The following is a 21,552-nucleotide window of genomic DNA, read 5'->3' as shown; positions in this document are numbered from 1 at the left end:
AACAACGTTCTATTATCGACAATTCGGCGCGAGCGCGCCCGATACGCACTCCACGTTGCGGAGAGAATCGCGCTTCGACCGGCCTTTGACGGAATCGCAACGCGTCGATATCGCTTGTGCTCACCCGTCAAGCCAGCGCAACGGCCCCGCCGAACGCCCGCTCGTCGATCGCCGCGGCAAGCGTCGCGAACGCGGTCGCGATCTCGTCTTCCGGCACGCACGCATAGCCGAGCAGCAATCCCGATGCAGCGCGCGAGCGATCCGCGTAATACCCGGACAGCGGCCGCACGACGATGTTGCGCTCGAGCGCCGCCTGCGCGACCGCGCGATCGTCGACGCCATCGGGCAATTGCGTGACCAGATGCAGCCCCGCGTCGCTGCCGAGCGCGTGCAGCGTATCGCCGTAGCGACGCGCGACCGCGTCGAGCAGCACCTCACGGCGTTGCCCGTACAGCGTGCGCATCTTGCGGATATGCGACACGAAATGCCCTTCCGCGATGAATTCGGCGAGCACCGCCTGCTGCAGCAACTGCCCTTCGCGATACAGCTCGGCGCTCGCGGTCGCGAAACTCTCCGCGAGCGGCTCCGGCGCGACCAGATAACCGACCCGCAGCCCCGGAAACAGCGTCTTGCCGAAACTGCCGACGTAGATCACCTGCCCGGCCGTGTCGAGGCCCTGCAGCGACGCGAGCGGCCGGCTCCCATAGCGGAATTCGCTGTCGTAGTCGTCCTCGATGATCCAGCAGCCGTGCTGGCGCGCGTATTCGAGCAGCATCCGCCGCCGCGCAAGGCTCATCACCATCCCGAGCGGATACTGGTGCGACGGCGTGACGAGCATCAGCTTCGGCGGCTCGGCCAGATCGGCCGCCGACGGCGCGATGCCTTCGTCGTCGACCGGAATCGGCCGCGTGGTCAGCCCCGACACGTTGAGCACGCTGCGCACGCCCCAGTAGCACGGATCTTCGGTCCAGATCGCGTCGCCCGGGTCGGTCAGCAGGCGCACCGCGAGGTCGATCGACTGGTGGATGCCGGTCGTGATCACGATCTGCTCGGGCATGCAGCGCACCGAGCGCGACGTGCGCAGGTAGTCGGCCAGCGCCTCGCGCAGCAGCGCGAGCCCGCCGCCGGGCGCGTAGGTCAGCAGGTCCGGACGCAGACGGCGCCAGTACTTGTTGTGCAGCCGCGTCCACACGCGCGCCGGAAAGCGCGACACATCGGGCACGCCCGGCATGAACGCGCCGCCCTGGCGCTTCGACACGCCGGCGCCTTCGACGAGCCGCGTGCCGCGCGCGGACAGCCGCCGCGCGGACGGCGTCGCGACGGCCGGGCCGGCCGCCGCGTCGGACGGCGCGCCGACGATCTCGTCCGGCGCGCTGTCGGCGACGAAGGTGCCGCGGCCCGTCGCCGAGTTCACATAGCCTTCAAGCGCAAGCTGTTCGTAAACCTGCGTGACCGTGTTGCGCGCGATCCCGAGCTCGGCGGCCAGCAGCCGCGACGACGGCACGCGCGTGCCGGCCGGCAGTTCGCGCGACAGGATCGCCTGTTGCAGCAGGCGATGCAGCTGCCGGTAGATCGGCTGTTCGCCGCCGCGCACGAGGCGCTGCGCCAGCCAGTCCGACAACACGCTTGCGCGCATGATTGGCTCCTGAATATTTATTGAAATGGCTCTGATTGCCAGAGCCAAATGTGATTATAGTCGCCTCCATGGGCTGCCCAGGCGCCCGATTTCCTACCCACCGGACAGAACATCAAGGAGATGACCGTGAAGAATGCCGACCTGCAGGCCCGCAAGAACGCCGCCACCCCGCGCGGCGTCGGCGTGATGTGCGATTTCTACGCAGCCCGCGCCGAGAACGCGGAGCTGTGGGACGTCGAAGGCCGCCGCTTCATCGATTTCGCCGCCGGCATCGCGGTGCTGAACACGGGCCACCGCCACCCGAAGATCGTCAAGGCGATCGCCGATCAGCTGAACCACTTCACGCACACCGCCTACCAGATCGTCCCGTACGCGTCGTACGTCGAGCTGGCCGAGAAGATCAACGAGCGCGCGCCGGGCGACTTCCCGAAGAAGACCGCGTTCTTCACGACCGGCGCCGAAGCCGTCGAGAACGCGATCAAGATCGCGCGTGCGGCCACCGGCCGTCCGGGCGTGATCGCGTTCTCGGGCGGCTTCCACGGCCGCACGATGATGGGCATGGCGCTGACCGGCAAGGTCGCGCCGTACAAGCTGAACTTCGGCCCGTTCCCGGGCGACGTGTTCCACGCGCCGTACCCGAACGCCGTGCACGGCGTGACGACGGCCGACTCGATCAAGGCGATCGAGATGCTGTTCAAGGCCGACATCGATCCGAAGCGCGTCGCCGCGATCATCTTCGAACCGGTCCAGGGCGAAGGCGGCTTCAACCCGGCGCCGGCCGAATTCGTGCGCGCGCTGCGCAAGATCTGTAACGAACACGGCATCCTGCTGATCGCCGACGAAGTGCAGACGGGCTTCGCGCGTACCGGCAAGCTGTTCGCGATGCAGCACTACGACGTGCTGGCCGACCTGATCACGATGGCGAAGAGCCTCGCGGGCGGCATGCCGCTGTCGGGCGTCGTCGGCCGTGCGGACGTGATGGACGCAGCGGCTCCCGGCGGCCTCGGCGGCACCTACGCGGGCAACCCGCTGGCCGTCGCATCGGCGCACGCGGTGCTCGAGATCATCGACGAAGAGAAGCTGTGCGAGCGCGCGACGCAGTTCGGCGACGTGCTGAAGGCGAAGCTGAACGCGCTGCAGGCCGACGTGCCGCAGATCGCCGACGTGCGCGGCCCGGGCGCGATGATCGCGGTCGAATTCCTGAAGCCGGGTTCGGGCGAGCCGGATGCCGAATTCACGAAGCGCGTGCAGACGCGTGCGCTCGAGCGCGGCCTGCTGCTGCTCGTGTGCGGCGTGTACTCGAACGTCGTGCGCTTCCTGTTCCCGCTGACGATCCCGCAAGCCGTGTTCGACGAAGCGCTCGTGATCCTCGAGGAAGTGCTGAAGGAAACGGTCGGCGTGCCGGCCTGAGTGCCCGTCCGCTTCCACTGAATGCGCCGCCGCCGTCGTGAAGACGGCGGCGGCCGTTTTCATCCGTCCTTTTCATAGCAGGCGATTCATATGAGCACTGTTCAGGAAACCCTGGCACTGAAAGATCCGTCGCTGTTCCGCCAGCAGGCGTACATCAACGGCGAATGGCAAGGCGCAACGAACGGCGAGTCGTTCGAGGTCCGCAACCCGGCGACCGGCGGCCTGCTCGGCACCGTGCCGGCGATGGGCACGGCCGAGACGCGTCACGCGATCGAAGCCGCGAACGCCGCCTGGCCCGCGTGGCGCAAGAAGACCGCGAAGGAGCGCGCGACGATCCTGCGCAAGTGGCACGACCTGATGATAGAAAACGCCGACGACCTCGCGCTGATCCTGACGACCGAGCAAGGCAAGTCGCTCGCCGAAGCGAAGGGCGAGATCGGCTATGCGGCGTCGTTCCTCGAGTGGTTCGCGGAAGAAGGCAAGCGCGTGTACGGCGACACGATCCCGACGCCGGCGAGCGACAAGCGCATCGTCGTGACGAAGGAAGCGATCGGCGTGTGCGCGGCGATCACGCCGTGGAATTTCCCGGCGGCGATGATCACGCGCAAGGTCGGCCCGGCGCTCGCCGCAGGCTGCCCGATCGTCGTGAAGCCGGCCGAAGCGACGCCGTTCTCGGCGCTCGCGATGGCCGTGCTGGCCGAGCGCGCGGGCGTGCCGGCCGGCGTGTTCAGCGTCGTCACGGGCGACCCGAAGGCGATCGGCGGCGAACTGACGTCGAACCCGATCGTGCGCAAGCTGTCGTTCACCGGCTCGACGCCGGTCGGCCGCCTGCTGATGTCGCAATGCGCGGCGACGGTCAAGAAGGTGTCGCTGGAACTCGGCGGCAACGCGCCGTTCATCGTGTTCGACGACGCCGATCTCGATGCGGCCGTGCAGGGCGCGATCGCGTCGAAGTACCGCAACAGCGGCCAGACGTGCGTGTGCACGAACCGCTTCTACGTGCATGAAGCCGTGTACGACCAGTTCGCGCAGAAGCTCGCGGCGGCCGTCGGCCAGTTGAAGGTCGGCCGCGGCACGGAGCCGGGCGTCACGCAGGGCCCGCTGATCAACGAAGCGGCCGTGCTGAAGGTCGAGGCGCACATCGAGGACGCGCTCGCGAAGGGCGCGACCGTCGTGACGGGCGGCAAGCGCCATGCGCTCGGCCACGGCTTCTTCGAGCCGACCGTGCTGACGGGCGTCACGCCGGCGATGAAGGTCGCGAAGGAAGAGACGTTCGGGCCGCTCGCGCCGCTGTTCAAGTTCGGCAGCGACGACGAGGTGATCCGCCTCGCGAACGACACCGAGTTCGGCTTGGCCGCGTACTTCTACAGCCGCGACATCGGCCGCGTGTGGAAGGTGGCCGAAGCGCTCGAATACGGGATGGTCGGCGTGAACACGGGCCTGATCTCGAACGAAGTCGCGCCGTTCGGCGGCGTCAAGCAGTCGGGCCTCGGCCGCGAAGGCTCGCACTACGGCATCGACGACTACGTCGTGATCAAGTACCTCTGCCTCGCCGTCTGACGGTTCGGGGCCTGCCGCCTCGGCGACAGGCCCTGGCCGCCCGGCCGGAACCGGGCGGCCCGACGCGGGCCGGTATCCCTCTCCGCCGTGCCCGCGTCACCTTCCCCTCCCGCGATCAGCGGAACACGTTCACCGCCTCGACCAACCGCGTCGCCTGCTGCTTCAGGCTTTCCGACGCCGCCGTGCTCTGCTCGACGAGCGCCGCGTTCTGCTGCGTGATGTTGTCCAGGTGGACGACCGCCTGGTCGACCTGCGCGACGCCGGTGCTCTGCTCGGCCGTCGACGAGCTGATCTCCGCAATGAGGTCCGACACGCGCTTCACCTGCGTGACGATGTCCTCCATCGTCTTGCCCGCGCCATCGACGATCCGCGCGCCCGACTCGACCCGCTCGACGCTCGCGCCGATCAGCGTCTTGATCTCCTTCGCCGCGTTCGCGCTGCGCTGCGCGAGCGCGCGCACTTCGCCGGCCACCACCGCGAAGCCTCGCCCCTGATCGCCCGCGCGCGCCGCCTCGACGGCCGCGTTCAACGCGAGAATGTTGGTCTGGAACGCGATGCCGTCGATCACGCCGATGATGTCCGCGATCTTGCGCGAGCTGTCGGTGATGTCGTTCATCGTCGCGACGACTTCGTTCACCGCCTGCCCGCCGCGCCCGGCCGCCTCGCTCGCGGAAACGGACAACTGATTCGCCTGCAGCGCCGTCTCCGCATTGCTCGACACGGTGGCCGTCATCTCGGCCATCGACGCGGCCGTCTGCTGCACGCTCGTCGACGCCTGCTCGGTGCGCGCGCTCAGATCGTTGTTGCCTTGCGCGATCTCGTTGCTCGCGCGCTGCACGTTCAACACCTGTTCGCTGACGTCGTCGACGAGCCAGCGGAACATCAACCCGAGCTGGTTGATCGTGCGCAGCGTCATGCCGATCTCGTCGACCCGGTTCATCCGCACGCCGCTGCGGCTCTCGCCGGTCGCCACGCGCAACGCCTCGTCGCGCAGTTGCCCCAGCGGCCGCACGATCTGCGCATCGAGCCACAGCCCGGCTGCCGCCGTCACGCCGACCGCCGCACCGGCAAACGCCGCGAACGCGCCGCCGGTCAACCCGGCCGCCCAGCCGGCGCCGACGACAGCCGGCGCGAGGACGCACAGCGTCGACACTAGCCGGGCCCGCACCGACATCGTCTGGAACAGCGACGCGACGCGCATCGCGCCCGTGCGCACGATCAATCCCTTGTGGAACCGGCGGCTGCCGGCCTTGCCTTCGCGGAAATCGCGATACAGCGCCTCGGCGGCCGCGATCTCATCGCGTGTCGCCTTCGTGCGCACCGACATGTAGCCCTTCGGCTGCCCGTTGCGCATCACCGGAATCGCGTTCGCGCGCACCCAGTAGTGATCGCCGTTCTTGCGGCGGTTCTTCACGAGCGCGGTCCACGGCTCGCCGCCCTTGAGCGTCGCCCACATGTCGGCGAACGCTTCCTTCGGCATGTCCGGATGCCGTACCACGTTGTGCGGCTGGCCCTCGATCTCCTCGGGAGAAAAACCGCTGACCTGGATGAACGCCGCGTTCGCGTACGTGATGTGGCTGTCGACGTCGGTCGTCGACATCAGCGTCGCATCATCGGCAAATTCGAATTCGCGTTGCGTGACAGGCTGGTTGTTGCGCATGGTGTGGAGCTCCGGGTGACGGATCTTGCGTCCGTTCGTCGATTGATTCGAGACTCCACGCATGGCGATCGATTCGCCTGCGTGTGAGTCGACTCCTGCGCTTTCGGCAAATTCCGCCAAAACATGATGCCGTACTCGGGTAAATATGCATTAAAGATGCATGATCGTGTTTTTGCCGAATGATTTGTTTATGGATAAACCAGAATGCGTGGCCGGACAACGGCCTGACGGCCATTCGCCCGATCGTTCGACGTAATGCGTTCGGCCCGATTTAGCGCGTAACGATAAAGTCGCAAATACGAATATTTCGCGTTTGGCGTCATTCGATTGAATTCGCCAATCCGAACATGTATCGTGCGCGACATGCCGGATTCATTGATCGAATCCGCACGTCGCGCACGCTTGCAACCCTCACCTGAACACGTTCACCGCATCGACGAGCCGCGTCGCCTGCTGCTTCAGGCTTTCCGACGCCGCCGTGCTCTGCTCGACGAGCGCCGCGTTCTGCTGCGTGATGTTGTCCAGGTGGACGACCGCCTGGTCGACCTGCGCGACGCCGGTGCTCTGCTCGGCCGTCGACGAGCTGATCTCCGCAATGAGGTCCGACACGCGCTTCACCTGCGTGACGATGTCCTCCATCGTCTTGCCCGCGCCGTCGACGATCCGCGCACCCGACTCGACGCGCTCGACGCTCGCGCCGATCAGCGTCTTGATTTCCTTCGCCGCGTTCGCGCTGCGCTGCGCGAGCGCGCGCACTTCGCCGGCCACCACCGCGAAACCGCGCCCCTGTTCGCCCGCACGCGCGGCCTCGACCGCCGCGTTCAGCGCGAGGATGTTGGTCTGGAACGCGATGCCGTCGATCACGCCGATGATGTCCGCGATCCTGCGCGAGCTGTCGGTGATCTCGCTCATCGTCGCGACGACCTCGCTCACCGCCTGCCCGCCGCGCTCGGCCGCGCCGCTCGCGGAAACGGACAGCTGATTCGCCTGCAGCGCCGTCTCCGCGTTGCTCGATACGGTCGCCGTCATCTCGGCCATCGACGCGGCCGTCTGCTGCACGCTCGACGCGGCCTGTTCGGTGCGCGCGCTCAGGTCGCTGTTGCCTTGCGCGATCTCGTTGCTCGCGCGCTGCACGTTGTGCACCTGCTCGCTGACGTCGTCGACGAGCCAGCGGAACATCAGCCCGAGCTGGTTGATCGTGCGCAGCGTCATGCCGATCTCGTCGACGCGGTTCATCCGTACGCCGCGCCGGCTCTCGCCGGTCGCGACGTTCAGCGCCTGCTCGTGCAGCCGCTTCAGCGGTTGCACGATCTGCGCGTCGAGCCACCAGCCTGCCGCGACCGCCACGCCGGCCGTCACGCCGGCAAACGCCGCGAGCCCGCCGCCGGTGAGCCCGCAGGCCCACCCCGCGCCGACGACGGCCGGCGCCAGCACGCACAGTGCCGCATGAACGCGCGCACGCACCGACATCGTCTGCGGCAGCGACGCGACTCGCAGCAGCCCGGTGCGGATCACGAGCCCCTTGTGGAACCGGCGCCGGCCGGCCTTGCCGTCGCGAAACGCGCGATACAGCGCGTCCGCGGCCGTGCTCTCGTCGTGCGGCGCCTTCGTGCGCACCGACATATAGCCCTGCGGCGCGCCGTTGCGCATCACCGGAATCGCGTTCGCGCGCACCCAGTAGTGGTCGCCGTTCTTGCGGCGGTTCTTCACGAGCGCGGTCCACGGCTCGCCGCGCCGCAGCGTCGCCCACATGTCGGCGAACGCCTCCTTCGGCATGTCCGGGTGACGGACCACGTTGTGCGGCTGGCCGACGAGCTCCTCGGTCGAGAAGCCGCTCACTTGCGCGAACGTCGTGTTGGCGTAGGTGATGATGCTGTCGGCATCGGTCGTCGACATCAGCGTGACGTCGTCGGGAAAATCGAATTCCTGTTGGGTAACGGGCTGGTTGTTGCGCATGCAAGGCTCCGAAAGGCGGATCTGTCGTCCGCGCCGCGCTGAAATCGCGCTCAGTAGCCGAAAAACGGTTGTTCGCTTTACGACACTCTCGTCCTTACTGTCGGCAATTCACCGGCAAACCTTAATTTCGATGCGAATAAAACGGGCAATCCGGCCATTACCATGATTCAGATCAAATAATCCGCCGATAATCCCCGCGCACGTTTATCTGTCGGTCACGACGCGCCGAACGACATTGGCAATGCCGGCCGCTGTTGCGTGCAGCGAAACGATTGGCCTATCCTGCTCCATTCCACTGGAATTCGAATTCGATGAAAAAGGCATTGCATGAGCTGAATCGGCTGTCCTGGAATACCGCGACGGCCGCGCATGAGCGCCATCAACGCGATCAGGCCGCGTTTTTCCGGAATGGCGGCGCCACGCGGTTTCCGGGACAACGCGAACCGGACGGCTATCGGATGGCGCTGCCCGACCGCATGCCGCGCCTGCCGCCGACGGGTACGATCGCCGCGCACCGGAGGGCCGCATGACGCGCCGCACCGCCGCCGAACGCGACGCGCTGTCGGCCCGCCCGCTTGCGCGCGACGACGTACCGCTCGTATGGACCATCGACCGGCGCGAAATCATCGAATACCTGTACGTGCTGCGCGACGGCACGCTGCATCTCGTGCCCGAGTTCTACGACGTGGCCGGCTGGCCCGACGGCGAAGCCGATCACTACACGCCGATCCTGCTCGACTGCCACGACCGCGGCGGCTGGTTTCTCGGCAGGTTCGACGGCGCGCGGCTGGTCGCGGCGGCGGTCGTCGACAGCCGGCGGCTCGGCCCGCAACGCGACATGCTGCAGCTGAAGTTCCTGCACGTGAGCCACGACTGGCGCGGCTGCGGGCTCGGCGAACAGCTCTACCGCACGGCCCGCGAGCAGGCGCGTGCAATGGGCGCCGAGCGGCTGTACGTATCGGCCACGCCGTCGCAGCGCACGATCGACTTCTACCTGCGGCTCGGCTTCACGGTCAGCGCGTCGCCCGATCCCGAGCTTTACGCGCTCGAGCCCGACGACATTCATCTGGAAGGGCCGATGGCCTGACGGCTGGCACGCGGATGGCGGCGCGCGCTTCAAGCAACTGTCGCGGGCCGGTGGTTAACGACGAAGGGCGGCGCGAGATGTCTCGTGCCGCCCTTCGTAGGGGAAACAGCGCAGCAGCAAAGCGGCGCGTATCCGGCCGCTTCACCGCATCACGCCGCTCACACGCGTTCGATCGCGATCGCGATGCCCTGGCCGACGCCGATGCACATCGTGCACAGCGCAAAGCGGCCGTTCGTACGATGCAACTGGTACATCGCGGTCGTCACGAGGCGCGCACCCGATGCGCCGAGCGGGTGGCCGAGCGCGATCGCGCCGCCGTTCGGGTTCACGCGCGGATCGTCGTCGGCGACGCCGAGCATGCGCAGCACCGCAAGACCTTGCGACGCAAATGCCTCGTTCAGCTCGATCACGTCGAACTGGTCGATCGTCATCCCGAGTCGGGCGAGCAGCTTCTGCGTGGCCGGCGCGGGGCCGATACCCATCACGCGCGGCGCGACGCCGGCCGTCGCGATCCCCAGCACGCGGGCGCGCGGCGTCAGGCCGAAGCGCTTCGCGGTTGCCTCGTTCGCGAGCAGCAGCGCGGCGGCGCCGTCGTTCACGCCCGACGCGTTGCCGGCCGTGACCGAGCCGTCCGGGCGCACGACGCCCTTCAGCTTCGCGAGCGTCTCGAGCGACGTTTCGCGCGGATGCTCGTCGCGCGACACGACCAGCGGATCGCCCTTCTTCTGCGCAATCGTGACCGACACGATTTCTTCGGCGAGCGTGCCGTCCTGCTGCGCGCGTGCGGCCTTCTGCTGGCTGCGCAGCGCGAACAGGTCCTGATCCGCGCGGCTGACGTTGTAGTCGACCGCGACGTTCTCGGCGGTCTCCGGCATCGAATCGACGCCATGCAACTGTTTCATCAGCGGATTGACGAAGCGCCAGCCGATCGTCGTGTCGTAGATGTCGGCCTGGCGCGCGAACGCGCTCGCGGCCTTGCCCATCACGAACGGCGCGCGCGTCATGCTCTCGACGCCGCCCGCGACCATCAGCGCGGCTTCGCCCGACTTGATCGCGCGCGCGGCCACGCCGACCGCATCCATCCCCGACCCGCACAGGCGGTTGATCGTCGAACCCGGCACGCCTTCCGGCAAGCCCGCGAGCAGCGCCGACATGCGCGCGACGTTGCGATTGTCCTCGCCGGCCTGGTTCGCGCAGCCGTAGATCACGTCGTCGATCGACGTCCAGTCGACGTCGCGGTTGCGCTCGACGAGCGCCTTGAGCGGCACCGCGCCCAGATCGTCGGCGCGCACGCCGGACAGTGCACCGCCGTAACGCCCGATCGGCGTACGGATCGCATCACACAGAAAAGCTTCGGTCATCAGTGTCTCCGGTCCCACGGAAGGCTGGGAAATGAACAGGGCGCGCCCCTTGCATTGCCCGCCGGGATGCGCTTAAATGTTCTATATACGAACATAAGATCGTGTATCGAACGTTCAACGCATCATAGGGAGTGCGGGGACGACCTGTCAAGCGCGCGGTCCGCCGGGCGGTTGGCGTGTCAGGCCCCATGCGCTATCTTCTCGGCTGCACGACAAACCAACCGTTCATGACAACCGAAGACATCCAGAAACCCGGCGACTCCTATGTGCAGTCGTTCGCGCGCGGCCTCGCGGTGATCCGCGCGTTCGACGCGACGCGCCCGGAGCAGACGCTCACCGAGGTCGCGTCGGCCACCGGCCTCACGCGCGCGGGCGCACGCCGGATCCTGCTCACGCTGCAGACGCTCGGCTACGTCGAGGCCGACGGCCGGCTGTTCCGGCTCACGCCGAAGATCCTCGAGCTCGGCTTCGCGTATCTCACGTCGATGCCGTTCTGGAATCTCGCCGATCCGGTAATGGAGCAGTTGTCCGCGCAGATCCACGAAAGCTGCTCGGCCGCGGTGCTCGATCGCACCGAGATCGTCTACGTGCTGCGCGTGCCGACCCGCAAGATCATGACGATCAACCTGTCGATCGGCAGCCGGCTGCCCGCGTACTGCACGTCGATGGGCCGCGTGCTGCTGTCCGCGCTCGACGACGCGGCGCTCGACGAAACGCTCGCGCAGAGCGGCATCCGCGCGCACACGCCGCGCACGATCACCGACCTCGGCGAGCTGAAGGCGGCGATCGCTCAGGCGCGCCAGCAGGGCTGGGCCGTGGTCGACCAGGAACTCGAAGTGGGGCTGATGTCGCTGTCCGCGCCGATCCGCAACCGGCGCGGGCAGATCATCGCCGCGATGAACATCAGCGGCAACGCGCAGCGGCATACCGCGAAGCAGATGGTGAAGGAGTTTCTCGGGCCGCTGCAGCAGGCCGCGCAGACGGTGTCGGAACTGGTCGCGCGGCGCGGGTGAGCGGTTACTTCGCTCGCGGGACCGGCACGACGGTCATTCGCGGATCGCGCGGATAAAAAGACGGGCGGCATGGGCCGCCCGCTCAACTCTCTGACTCTGCTTGCAACGTCCTTCTCACGGAACACGGAGCGCGCTCCGCATCAACCAATTTAGGGATGCGGCCACGCCCGGTCAATTTGACGAGAACGAAATTGCGGGGCGCCACTCGGACACGCGCCCGTCCCGCCGCTCACGCGCCCAGCAGCATCCCCTTGCGCACCGGCACCGTGCCCGTCACGCGGCCGAGCGGCGCGCCGGCCGTCACGAAGCGGATCGCGCGGCGCATGTAGAACACGCCGTCGGTCGCGCTCGAGATCGTCGTGACCGCATCCGTCAGCGGATCGACGATGTCGAACAGCGGATCGCCCGCACGGATCGTCGCGCCGATCGCCGCACGGTGCACGAGGATCCCGCTCACCGGCGCGTAGAACTGCTCGCTGCCCGCGAGCGGCGTGGCCGGCGCGGCCAGCGGCGGCAGCGGCGCGGGTTCGCCGCGCACCGCGCCGCGCCACACCAGATAGTCGACGAGCGCGTCGGCGTCGCGTTGCGCGTATTCGTACGTCACGTCGCGCTGGCCGCGGCACTCGACCGTCACGGCCACGGTGCCGGCCGCCATCGGCGTGCCGTTCGGCAAATGCGCGCTCAACCGCGACCACAGCAGGTGATGCGCATCGTCGAACGCGTGCCCGCCCGAGTCCTCGGCGAGCAGCGACACCTGTGCACCGAGATAACGCGCGAGCGGCTCGACGTCCGGCCACGCGCTATCGCTCGTGTACACGTGCATCACCGCTTCAAGCGAGCAATGCAGGTCGATCACGACGTCGGCGTCGTGCGACAGCTTCAGCAGCGCAAGCTGCAGCGCATCGAATTCGGTGCGCGGCGCGATTTCCGCGAGCGCCGCCCCGACGCATTCGCGCACGATCGCGCGATTGTGCGCGCCGTCGTCGCCGAGCCGGTCACGCGCGCTCGCGGCGATCTCCGCGAGCGGCAGGAAGCCGCGATTGAAGTTGCGGCCGCTCGCGAGGTCGAAACGGCCGATGAACTGCCCGAGCAGATGATGATTGAGGCCGATCGGGTTCGATACCGGCACGAGCACGATTTCGGCCGCGAGCCGGCCTTCGGCGTCGAGCTGCGCGAGGCGCTGCTTGAGCACGAACGCCGCGAGCATCGCGGGCGTCTCGTCCGCGTGCAGCGCGGCCTGCAGATAGATCTTGCGGCCGCTGTCGGCGGGCCCGAAATGAAAGCTCGTCAGCGTGCGCTGCGTGTCGATCGACGGCGACAGGAGCGGCGTAGTGCGAATCTGCATCGATGGTCTCGAACGAAATGAAAACGAAGAAGCGGGTGACACGTCGAGGTCGCCCGGCGTTCAGTCGCCGTACGGGTTGAAATCGAAATACTGCTTCGCGATCCGCTCGTACGTACCGTCCTTCAGCATCGACGCGATCGCGCCGTCGATCGACGCCTTCAGCGCGGTATCCGACTGCCGCATGCCGATGCCGACACCGCGATCGCCCATGTCGAGCGGCGCGCCGACGAACGCGAAACCCTTGCCGCGCGGCTGGCGCAGGAACCCGTAGTCGGCTTCCACGGTACCGAGCAGCGCCGCGTCGAGGCGGCCGTTGACGAGATCGGCGAACACGTCGTCCTGGCTCTTGTACGGCATCACGCCGACGCCGGCCGGCGCCCAGTGCGCGAGCGCCCACGATTCGAACTGCGTGCCCGACTGCACGCCGACGCGCTTGCCGGCCAGCGACGCCGCCGTGCCGTCGAGCCCGCTGCCGGGCCGCGCGACGAGCCGCGACTTGAAACGGAACAGCTTCGACGAGAACAGGATCTGCTTCTCGCGCTTCGCGGTGATCGCCATCGACGACAGGATCGCGTCGATCTTGCGCGCCTGCAGCGCGGGAATCATCCCGGAGAATTCGAGCTCGACCCACTGGCAGCGCAACTGCGCGCGGCGGCAGATTTCGTTGCCGAGATCGACGTCGAAGCCCTTCAGGCTGCCGTCGGGCGCTTTCGCATCCATCGGCGGATAGGTCGGATCGATGCCGAGCCGCACCACGTGCGCGTCGAGCGCGTACGCGGACGTGGCGGCCAGGCCAAGGCACAGGGAAACGAGCGGGACGAGGAAACGTTTCATGGTCGACGATGGGCAGGAAGCGAGGCAAACGGCATGAGCAGGACTGCCTGCGATCGTAGAAGCGCGGGGCCCACGCCGGAACCATCGGCTGACTTATCATGATCGGTATTTCCGATCACCGGCTTCTCTGCTTCCCATGGCGTTCACGCTGTCCCAGCTCCGCATCTTCCAGGCCGTCGTCGAGCACGGCAGCCTGCGCGCGGCCGCCCGCGCGCTCGACCTCGCGCAAAGCGGCGTCACGCAGCAACTGCAGGGCCTCGAGGAGACGCTCGGCGCGACGCTGTTCACGCGGACCAATCGCGGGATCGTGCCGACGGCCGTCGGCCAGCGGCTGCTCGCGCGCTCCGGTTCGATCCTCGGCGAATGCGAGCAGGTCGAGCGGGAAATCCGTCAGTTGAGCGGCGCCTACGAAGGCACCGTCACGCTCGGCCTCGTGACCGAGCCGCTGATCGACGCGTTCGCGCCCGTGCTGACCGCGTTCCGCGCGCGCTTCGACAAGGTGGACGTGCACCTGCGCACCGGCACGTCGCGGATGATGATCGGCTGGCTGCGCGAAAGCGCGGTCGATTTCGCGATCGCGCTGGTCGCGAAGCAGACCGACACGACCGATCTCGCGGTCACGCCGCTGCGCACGTCGGCGCCGGTGGTCGTGTGCCGCAACGGGCACCCGGCGATGCACGCGCAATCGCTCGCCGAGCTGGCCGACTATGGATGGGTGTCGACGCGCTCGCCGAACCTGAGCGCCGATCCGGTCGTCAACCGGCTGCTCGCGTACTTCGACGCGCACGGCCAGCCGCCGCCGAGGATTCTCGCGACCGTCGAAGGGATGTTCGAGACGCTGCAGATCGTCACGCAGACCGATTCCCTCGCGCTCGAAACCGAGGCGATCACGCGGCACGGGCCGTTCGCCGGCGCGCTTGCGAAAGTACCCGTATGCGAACGGGCCGACGCGCAGGACGTCTGCCTGCTGCAACGCGCGGCCGTGCCGCTGACGCCGGCCGCGCAGGAACTTGCGACGATGCTCGCGTCGTATCTGAGGGTGGTGCGCGGGCGGTAAGCACACACGGCCGCGTCGCCGCCCGCGCCGTGAGTCGCGCGCCTCGCGGGTCAGTCCAGCGATTCCCGCGCCGTCTCGCGCAGCATCGCGACCGCGATCAGCGACAGCACCACGCATGCGGCCACGTAGCCGGCCGGCGCGAGCTTGCTGCCGGTCGTCTTCACGAGCCAGGTCGCGATCAACTGCGCGGTGCCGCCGAAGATCGTCACCGCGAGCGCATACGCGATCGAGATGCCCGTCGCGCGCACGTGGCGCGGCAGCGACTCGCACATCAACGCCATTTCCGATGCCGAGCCGAGCGAATAGAACAGCAGCATCAGCGCGGTCAGCGGCAGGATCACCGACAGCGTCGGATGATGGTTCATCAGCCAGAACGCCGGGAACAGCAGCGCGACCAGCACGCCGCGGCCGACGAAGATCGGCAGGCGGCGGCTGCCGAGTTTGTCCGACAGCCAGCCGAACAGCGGGCACGTGACCAGCATCACGCAGCCCGACGCGACGCCGACGAACATCGACAGCTTCATCGGCAGGCCGAGCGTATGGATCGCGTAGGTCGGCATGTAGAACGTCAGGATGTAGGTCGACACGGTGCCGCCCATCACCGTGAGCATCAGCAGCACCACCGTGCGCGTGTGCTTCGAGAACAGCTCGTGCAGCACGCCGCGCTCGATCCCGTGATGGCGGTCGCCGGGCGCGTCGTCCGCGAGCCGGCGACGCAGAACCATTCCGACCGGCGCGATCAGCACGCCGACGAGGAACGGCAGCCGCCAGCCCCAGCCTTCGAGCGCGTCCTTCGTCATCGTGTTCGACAGCAGCGCCGCGAAGCCCGAGCCCATCAGCGCGGCGCCGCCCTGCGTCGCGAGCTGCCAGCTCGCGCGGAATCCGCGGCGCGACGTGCCGCCCTGTTCGAGCAGCGTCGACGTCGCCGCGCCGAATTCGCCGCCCTGCGAGAAGCCCTGCAGCAACCGCGCGAACACGACGAGCAACGGCGCGGCCACGCCGACCTGCGCATAGGTCGGCGCGATCGCGATCAGGCCGGTGCCGAGCGCCATCAGCATGATCGTCAGGTTCAGCGCGGCCTTGCGCCCCTTGCGGTCCGCGTACACGCCGAGCACGACGCTGCCGAGCGGCCGCGTGAAGAAGCCGGCGGCGAACGTCGCGACCGACAGCAGCAGCGACGTGGTCGGGTCGCTCGACGGGAAGAACAGCTTGCCGATCAGCACCGCGAAGAAGCCGTACACGGTGAAATCGAAGAATTCCAGCCAGTTGCCGATCACGGCCGCTGCGATCGCGCCGCGCTTCGTGACGGCAGGCGTGTCGGCTTCGGCCACGCCCGCCGACGCCGGGTGCAGCGCGAGATGGTCTTTCTGCATCGCTATCCTCTCCTGTCAATGCGGCCGGAAGCGCCGACCGCGCGCCGCCGCCGCGATCACTGCCCGAGGTAACGCTCGACGAGGCGCGTCCAGAACGCCGCGCCGATCGGCAGGTTGCGATCGTTGAAGTCGTATTTCGGGTTGTGCACCATGCAGCCGTCCTCGCCTTCGCCGTTGCCGAGCCGCACGAACGAGCCCGGCCGCTGCTGCAGCATGAACGCGAAATCCTCGCTGCCCATCAGCAGGTCGGTCTGCTCGACCACGTGCGCATCGCCGACGAGTTCGCGCGCGACCTGCGCGGCGAAATCCGTTTCGGCATCCGTATTGACGACGACCGGATAACCTTCGATGTACTCGACGTTCGCGCTCGCGCCGTAGCTCGCGGCCTGCGTTTGCGCCAGCTCGGTGATGCGGCGCTTGAGCAGCGCGCGGACTTCGGGGCTGAACGAACGCACGCTGAGTTCGAGGCGCGCGCCGTTCGGGATCACGTTGTTCGCGGTGCCGGCGTGCATCGAGCCGACCGTGACGACCGCCGGCTGCGACGGGTCGACGTTGCGCGCGACGATCGTCTGCAGCGCCATCACGATGCTCGCGGCGACGACGACCGGATCGACCGTCAGGTGCGGCCGCGCCGCGTGGCCGCCGACGCCTTCGATCGTGATGATCGCCTTGTCGCCCGCCGACATGAACGGGCCGCGCCGCGTGAGGAACACACCGGGCGCCGCGCCCGGATGGTTGTGCATGCCGAACACCGCATCGCACGGGAAGCGCTCGAACAGGCCGTCGTCGATCATCTTCTTCGCGCCGCTGTCGACGCCGTGCTCTTCCGCCGGCTGGAAATACAGGTGCACGGTGCCCGAGAAATGACGCGTTTTCGCGAGATGCTGTGCGGCGCCGAGCAGCATCGTCGTGTGGCCGTCATGGCCGCATGCGTGCATCTTGCCGTGCGTGCCGCTCGCATACGGCAGGCCGGTTGCCTCGACGATCGGCAGCGCATCCATGTCCGCACGAATGCCGATGCTGCGCGCGCCGTCGCCCACCCGCAGCGTGCCGACCACGCCCGTCTTGCCGACCCCGCGCGTCACCTGCCAGCCCCATTGCTCGAGCTTGTCGGCGACGAGCGCGGCCGTGTCGTGCTCTTCGTACGCGAGTTCGGGGTGGTGATGGATGTGGTGACGGATCTCGCGAAGCCCGCCGGCGGCGGGCATCAGATCCTCGACTTCGGTGAATCGGGTATCGGTGGTCATCAAGGGGCTCCTGCGTTTATCTGCGCACGCCGGTGGCGCGTGCGGGAAAGCGAGCCACTATATCCAGCCGATATCGGTTCAATAAGATGCGGAATTTTTCACCGTGATAAGGGTTTTTAATCAGGGTTAATACGGACGGATCGGACCCGCAGCCGCGCAACCCGCTTCTTCGCCCGCATGACGCGGCCGCCGTTCTTTACGCATGCGTCGAACGCGGCCGGTCGTTCGTCCGCATCGCATGTCCGGCGAACATCGACTGTGAATCGATGTCCTCACCGCGCGATTCGCGCGACGCGATCGCCGCGACGAACGCGGGAAGCGCCATCAGCATCGCGTAACCCGCGACGAAGATCGCCGAGCCCGTGTAGCTGACGAGCAGCGTGCCGACGATCGGGGCGATCGACCCGCCGAGCACCGATGCGAGCTGATAGCTGGTCGACAGTGCGGTAAAGCGCACCCGCGTCGGAAACAGTTCGGCCATGTACGCGGCCATCGGTCCGAGAATGATGCCGTGGCAGGCCAGGCACGCGATCAACGCGAGTTGCAGATGCGCATAATCGCTGCCCGGCGACAACGTGAACAACGAACAACCGGCGACCGCCGCGCCGAGCAAGCCGGCGATCAGCACCGGGCGCCGTCCGACCCGGTCCGACACGTGCGCGGCGATCAGGATGACGACGACCTCGATCGCCGACGCCCACATCAGCGCGGACAGCGCCTGCGGCCGGCTGAAGTGCAGATAGCCGGTCGCGAGTCCGAGCGCGAACGTCGAGAACAGATACAGGAACGTGTTTTCCGCGGCCTTCACGAAGAACGCACGCGCCATCTGCCGCCAGTTGCCCGCACACGTTTCGCGCAGCGACGCGCGCTCGACCGTCCGATGCGCGGCGGCCAGCTCGGCGAATGCCGCCGATTCCTCGACGCGCCGGCGCGTCCAGAAACCGACGATCACGAGCAGCGCGGAGATGAAGAACGGAATCCGCCACGCCCAGTCGACGAATGCGGCATCGCCGTAGAACCGCTGCACCAGCCCGATCACGAACGCGGTCAGCACGTTCGCGAGCGGGCCGGCGAACATCGTGAAGCTGGTCCAGAAGCCGCGCTGTGCGGCGGGCATCGATTCGGCGATCATCAGGATCGCCCCGGTCGCTTCGCCGCCGACCGCGATCCCCTGCACGATCCGCAGCAGCACGAGCAGCAGCGGCGCCGCGATGCCAATCGACGCATAGGTCGGCAACAGGCCGACGCAGAACGTGCTGATGCCCATCATCAGCAGACTGACGACGAGCGTCTTGCGGCGGCCGATGCGGTCGCCGATCATCCCGAACACGATGCCGCCGAGCGGCCGCGCGACGAAGCCGACCGCGAACGTCGCGAGCGCGAGCAGCGTGGCCGCGAGCGGATTGCCGACGACGAAGAACTGCTTGTCGAACACGAGCACCGCGCACGCGGCGAACGCGAAGAAGTCGTACCACTCGAGCGTGGTGCCGACGGTGCAGGCGAACATCAGGTTGGCACGCTTTTTCATCGCGCATGTCTCCGGTCTTTTTTGTGGTTTATGGGGGGCGAGCGGCGCTCGCGGCGCCACCGCGCGTTCAAAGTTCGAGAACGAGCCGCTCGCCACCGCACGCGCGCGAACAGCAGGTCATCATGCGGTCGTGCGCGTCGCGCTCCGCGCGCGTGAGCACGCTGTCGCGATGATCGACTCGACCGGCCAGCACGCGGACTTCGCACGAGCCGCACAGCCCTTCGCGGCAGTCGCTCTGCACGTCGATGTTCGCGTGCTGCAACGCGTCGAGCACGGTCTGGTTCGCCGAGACCGTCAGCGTGATGCCCGAATCCTTCAGTTCGACTTCGAACGGCCGCTCCTTCGACGGATCCAGCGCCGCCTTCGTCGACACGAAATGCTCGACTCGCAGCGCATCGCGCGGCCAGTGCGCGCAGCTCGCTTCGAGTGCGTCGAGCATCCGCGCGGGGCCGCACGCGTAGATGTGCGTGTCGTCGGCCGGCGGCGCGAACAGCGCGCGAAAGTCGTTACGCGAGCCTTCTTCCGACACGTACACGTGCAGACGCTCCCCATGCAGCGCGGCGAGCGTATCGAGCATCGCCATCGACGCGCGTCGCGAGCCGCTGTAGTGGATTTCGTAATCGATGCCGCGCGCCTTCGCTTCGCGCGCCATCGCACTGATCGGCGTGATGCCGATGCCGCCCGCGACGAAGATGGCCTTGTCGACGTCGGCTGCGAAGCGGAAGTGATTGCGCGCGCCGCGAATCTTCAGCCCATCGCCGGCGCGCAGATTCGCATGCACCCACGCCGATCCGCCGCGGCTCTGCGCTTCGTGCAGTACCGCGATCTCGTACGCGTCGCGCTCGTCCGGGTCGCCGCACAGCGAATACTGGCGCGTGATGCCGGTATCGCCGCAGATCACGTCGATGTGCGCACCGGGCGTCCAGCGCGGCAGCGGGCGGCCGTCGGCGGACACGAGCCGGATGTGGGCGATGCGATCCGCGCACATCGACACGCGTTCGACCGTGACCGCGCGGCTCACCGCGTGCGACGACGGCTCGCCGATGCGCACCGCCGCGCGCGGGCGCAGCACCGACGGGTCGCGGCGCTCGGGATTCAGCGCAGGATCCCATTCGACGTACAGATGCTCGGGGCCTCGGAACGACGTGTTCGGCACATACGTGAAGCGCTGCTCGGCGAGCTTCATGTGCGGCAGACGGCGCGTGAACTCGTCGAGGAAGACCTGCATCTCCATGCGCGCGAGATTCTTGCCCATGCACTGATGCGATCCATAGCCGAACGTCAGCTGATCGTTCGCGTTCTCGCGGCGGATGTCGAACAGGTCGGCGTCCGCGAAGCGCGCTTCGTCGTGATTCGCGGACGACGTGACGATCAGCAGCTTCGAGCCCGCCGGAATGTCGACGCCGCCGATCGTCACGTCCTTCGTCGCGAGCCGTCGCCATGCGGCGACCGAGCCGTTGTGGCGCAGGCACTCCTCGACCGCGTTCGGAATCAGCGACGGATCCTCGCAGATGTCGCGCCACGCGTCCGGATGCTGCAGCAGCAGTTTCATCGCGTTCGCCGTCGCGTTCGCGGTCGTCTCGTGCGCCGCGACGATGCCCGCCATCATCATCGAATGCAGATACGAATCGGTGATCACGTCCGGCAGTTCCTTCTGCTTGCGGATCCCGTACTGCATCCAGCCGGGCCCGGACGGATTCTCGCGCATCTTGTCGAGCACCTTGCCCGCGAACTGCCAGAACTTGCCGACCGCATGCGCGACCGCGACCTGCTCCTCCGGTTTCGGGCGCCCCCACGTGTTGATCGTGTGCGCGATCGAGTATTCGCGCAGCGTGTCCATGTCCTCCTCGGGCACGCCGAGAAAGTGCAGCGCGACGGTGAGCGGCACTTCCCACAGCATCTGGTCGACCAGATCCGCTCGACCGTCGTCGATGAAGCGGTCCACGTATTCGCGTGCGAGCCGGCGCACCATCGGTTCGTGATGCCTCAGCGCGTCGGGCGTGAACGGGTCGAGCAGCGCGCGGCGGCGCGGCATGTGCGCGGGCTCGTCCTCGTTGACGAGCGTGCGGTTCAGCGCAAAGCCGTACGACGCGAGCACCGCGTTCGCCTCGGGGCCGGTGGGCGTGATCTTCTCCAACGCGATCGACGGGCTGAACGTGAGGTTGTCGCGAAAGATCGCCTTGATGTCGTCGTAGCGCGTGACGACCCAGTAGCCGAGTTTGGGGCTGTAGAACACCGGCTCCTGCTCGCGCGCCCAGCGCACGTACTCGGGCGGGTCCTGCTGGTAGCCGTCGTCGAACGGATCGAACGCGGCTGCGGCGGCGCTCACCGGACAGCCGTTCGGTGCGCTCGCCGCGGCCGGCGCAGGATGAAACGGACATTTCGACGATGACGCATGGCGGTCCGTGACGGACATGATTCGCTCCCGTGCTATGATTTTGCGTAAATCTAATACGCAATGCGTAATCAAACGACTGGGGTAAAC

The 21,552-nt window shown here is 67.6% G+C and carries 15 protein-coding genes and 1 pseudogene; 6 read left to right on the top strand and 10 right to left on the bottom strand.

Annotation, left to right across the window (positions count from 1 at the left end; all coding sequences use genetic code 11):
• Positions 1 to 127 precede the first annotated feature (127 nt).
• Positions 128 to 1,636: a PLP-dependent aminotransferase family protein gene (locus tag J8I33_RS08365; RefSeq protein ID WP_209925104.1), complete on the bottom strand. Its 1,509-nt coding sequence runs from the start codon at positions 1,634 to 1,636 to the stop codon at positions 128 to 130.
• 126 nt (positions 1,637 to 1,762) lie between these two features.
• On the opposite strand from J8I33_RS08365, the gene J8I33_RS08360 reads away from it, so the two are divergent.
• Positions 1,763 to 3,046, top strand: coding sequence for a 4-aminobutyrate--2-oxoglutarate transaminase (locus J8I33_RS08360; RefSeq protein WP_209925102.1), 1,284 nt, complete (start codon positions 1,763 to 1,765; stop codon positions 3,044 to 3,046).
• Between the two features lie 90 nt (positions 3,047 to 3,136).
• A complete protein-coding gene (gabD, locus tag J8I33_RS08355; RefSeq protein ID WP_209934568.1) occupies positions 3,137 to 4,606 on the top strand; it encodes an NADP-dependent succinate-semialdehyde dehydrogenase in 1,470 nt (489 codons plus the stop codon).
• 115 nt (positions 4,607 to 4,721) lie between these two features.
• On the opposite strand, the gene J8I33_RS08350 is transcribed toward gabD, so the two are convergent.
• Positions 4,722 to 6,266: a PAS domain-containing methyl-accepting chemotaxis protein gene (locus J8I33_RS08350; protein WP_089489812.1), complete on the bottom strand. Its 1,545-nt coding sequence runs from the start codon at positions 6,264 to 6,266 to the stop codon at positions 4,722 to 4,724.
• 411 nt (positions 6,267 to 6,677) lie between these two features.
• The gene (locus J8I33_RS08345) at positions 6,678 to 8,222 is read right to left on the bottom strand and encodes a PAS domain-containing methyl-accepting chemotaxis protein (protein WP_060733345.1); all 1,545 of its coding nucleotides are present in this window, start codon (positions 8,220 to 8,222) and stop codon (positions 6,678 to 6,680) included.
• Between the two features lie 311 nt (positions 8,223 to 8,533).
• Between J8I33_RS08345 and J8I33_RS34430 the strand changes: the two are divergent.
• Both J8I33_RS34430 and J8I33_RS08340 read left to right on the top strand, forming a co-directional pair.
• Positions 8,534 to 8,665: pseudogene (locus J8I33_RS34430) on the top strand (SAM-dependent methyltransferase); the annotation flags it as partial.
• Between the two features lie 83 nt (positions 8,666 to 8,748).
• The gene (locus J8I33_RS08340) at positions 8,749 to 9,309 is read left to right on the top strand and encodes an N-acetyltransferase (protein ID WP_209934566.1); all 561 of its coding nucleotides are present in this window, start codon (positions 8,749 to 8,751) and stop codon (positions 9,307 to 9,309) included.
• A 158-nt stretch (positions 9,310 to 9,467) separates the two neighbouring features.
• On the opposite strand, the gene pcaF is transcribed toward J8I33_RS08340, so the two are convergent.
• Positions 9,468 to 10,670: a 3-oxoadipyl-CoA thiolase gene (gene pcaF / locus J8I33_RS08335; RefSeq protein WP_209934564.1), complete on the bottom strand. Its 1,203-nt coding sequence runs from the start codon at positions 10,668 to 10,670 to the stop codon at positions 9,468 to 9,470.
• Between the two features lie 227 nt (positions 10,671 to 10,897).
• Between pcaF and J8I33_RS08330 the strand changes: the two genes are divergently transcribed.
• A complete protein-coding gene (locus tag J8I33_RS08330; RefSeq protein ID WP_050012439.1) occupies positions 10,898 to 11,683 on the top strand; it encodes an IclR family transcriptional regulator in 786 nt (261 codons plus the stop codon).
• 229 nt (positions 11,684 to 11,912) lie between these two features.
• Here J8I33_RS08330 and J8I33_RS08325 read toward each other — a convergent pair whose 3' ends face one another.
• Both J8I33_RS08325 and J8I33_RS08320 read right to left on the bottom strand, forming a co-directional pair.
• Positions 11,913 to 13,028 (bottom strand): succinylglutamate desuccinylase/aspartoacylase family protein, encoded by a 1,116-nt coding sequence (locus tag J8I33_RS08325; protein WP_209934558.1) that lies wholly within the window; start codon positions 13,026 to 13,028, stop codon positions 11,913 to 11,915.
• Between the two features lie 60 nt (positions 13,029 to 13,088).
• Positions 13,089 to 13,862, bottom strand: coding sequence for a transporter substrate-binding domain-containing protein (locus J8I33_RS08320; RefSeq protein ID WP_050012111.1), 774 nt, complete (start codon positions 13,860 to 13,862; stop codon positions 13,089 to 13,091).
• A gap of 136 nt (positions 13,863 to 13,998) precedes the next feature.
• Between J8I33_RS08320 and J8I33_RS08315 the strand changes: the two genes are divergently transcribed.
• Entirely contained in the window at positions 13,999 to 14,919 is a 921-nt protein-coding gene (locus J8I33_RS08315; RefSeq protein WP_209934557.1) for a LysR family transcriptional regulator, read from the top strand.
• 50 nt (positions 14,920 to 14,969) lie between these two features.
• Here J8I33_RS08315 and J8I33_RS08310 read toward each other — a convergent pair whose 3' ends face one another.
• The 4 genes from J8I33_RS08310 to J8I33_RS08295 form a co-directional block, all read right to left on the bottom strand.
• Positions 14,970 to 16,292 carry an MFS transporter gene (locus tag J8I33_RS08310; RefSeq protein WP_124653900.1) on the bottom strand — a complete coding sequence of 441 codons (1,323 nt, stop codon included), beginning with the start codon at positions 16,290 to 16,292 and terminating at the stop codon, positions 14,970 to 14,972.
• Between the two features lie 56 nt (positions 16,293 to 16,348).
• Complete coding sequence (locus tag J8I33_RS08305) at positions 16,349 to 17,539, bottom strand: M20 aminoacylase family protein (protein WP_124594374.1); 1,191 nt, start codon at positions 17,537 to 17,539, stop codon at positions 16,349 to 16,351.
• Positions 17,540 to 17,735: 196 nt separating this feature from the next.
• Positions 17,736 to 19,067, bottom strand: a complete 1,332-nt coding sequence (locus tag J8I33_RS08300; RefSeq protein ID WP_209934553.1) for an MFS transporter — start codon at positions 19,065 to 19,067, stop codon at positions 17,736 to 17,738.
• Between the two features lie 67 nt (positions 19,068 to 19,134).
• Positions 19,135 to 21,483, bottom strand: coding sequence for a cytochrome P450/oxidoreductase (locus tag J8I33_RS08295; protein ID WP_209934552.1), 2,349 nt, complete (start codon positions 21,481 to 21,483; stop codon positions 19,135 to 19,137).
• Between the last annotated feature and the right edge of the window lie 69 nt (positions 21,484 to 21,552).

The organism is Burkholderia sp. AcTa6-5 (assembly GCF_017815075.1).
Taxonomy (GTDB): Bacteria; Pseudomonadota; Gammaproteobacteria; order Burkholderiales; family Burkholderiaceae; genus Burkholderia; species Burkholderia sola.
Note: the sequence above shows the minus strand (reverse complement) of the source record. Positions and strands in the feature narration are given on the sequence as shown.

Excerpts from the sequence above, each read along its gene's own strand:
- J8I33_RS08350 (WP_089489812.1), bottom strand. The coding sequence starts at position 6,266 with ATGCGCAACAACCAGCCTGTCACGCAACGCGAATTCGAATTTGCCGAT.
- J8I33_RS08310 (WP_124653900.1), bottom strand. The coding sequence starts at position 16,292 with ATGCAGAAAGACCATCTCGCGCTGCACCCGGCGTCGGCGGGCGTGGCC.
- J8I33_RS08305 (WP_124594374.1), bottom strand. The coding sequence starts at position 17,539 with ATGACCACCGATACCCGATTCACCGAAGTCGAGGATCTGATGCCCGCC.
- J8I33_RS08365 (WP_209925104.1), bottom strand. The coding sequence starts at position 1,636 with ATGCGCGCAAGCGTGTTGTCGGACTGGCTGGCGCAGCGCCTCGTGCGC.
- pcaF (WP_209934564.1), bottom strand. The coding sequence starts at position 10,670 with ATGACCGAAGCTTTTCTGTGTGATGCGATCCGTACGCCGATCGGGCGT.
- J8I33_RS08295 (WP_209934552.1), bottom strand. The coding sequence starts at position 21,483 with ATGTCCGTCACGGACCGCCATGCGTCATCGTCGAAATGTCCGTTTCAT.
- J8I33_RS08345 (WP_060733345.1), bottom strand. The coding sequence starts at position 8,222 with ATGCGCAACAACCAGCCCGTTACCCAACAGGAATTCGATTTTCCCGAC.
- J8I33_RS08325 (WP_209934558.1), bottom strand. The coding sequence starts at position 13,028 with ATGCAGATTCGCACTACGCCGCTCCTGTCGCCGTCGATCGACACGCAG.
- gabD (WP_209934568.1), top strand. The coding sequence starts at position 3,137 with ATGAGCACTGTTCAGGAAACCCTGGCACTGAAAGATCCGTCGCTGTTC.
- J8I33_RS08300 (WP_209934553.1), bottom strand. The coding sequence starts at position 19,067 with ATGAAAAAGCGTGCCAACCTGATGTTCGCCTGCACCGTCGGCACCACG.
- J8I33_RS08315 (WP_209934557.1), top strand. The coding sequence starts at position 13,999 with ATGGCGTTCACGCTGTCCCAGCTCCGCATCTTCCAGGCCGTCGTCGAG.
- J8I33_RS08320 (WP_050012111.1), bottom strand. The coding sequence starts at position 13,862 with ATGAAACGTTTCCTCGTCCCGCTCGTTTCCCTGTGCCTTGGCCTGGCC.
- J8I33_RS08330 (WP_050012439.1), top strand. The coding sequence starts at position 10,898 with ATGACAACCGAAGACATCCAGAAACCCGGCGACTCCTATGTGCAGTCG.
- J8I33_RS08340 (WP_209934566.1), top strand. The coding sequence starts at position 8,749 with ATGACGCGCCGCACCGCCGCCGAACGCGACGCGCTGTCGGCCCGCCCG.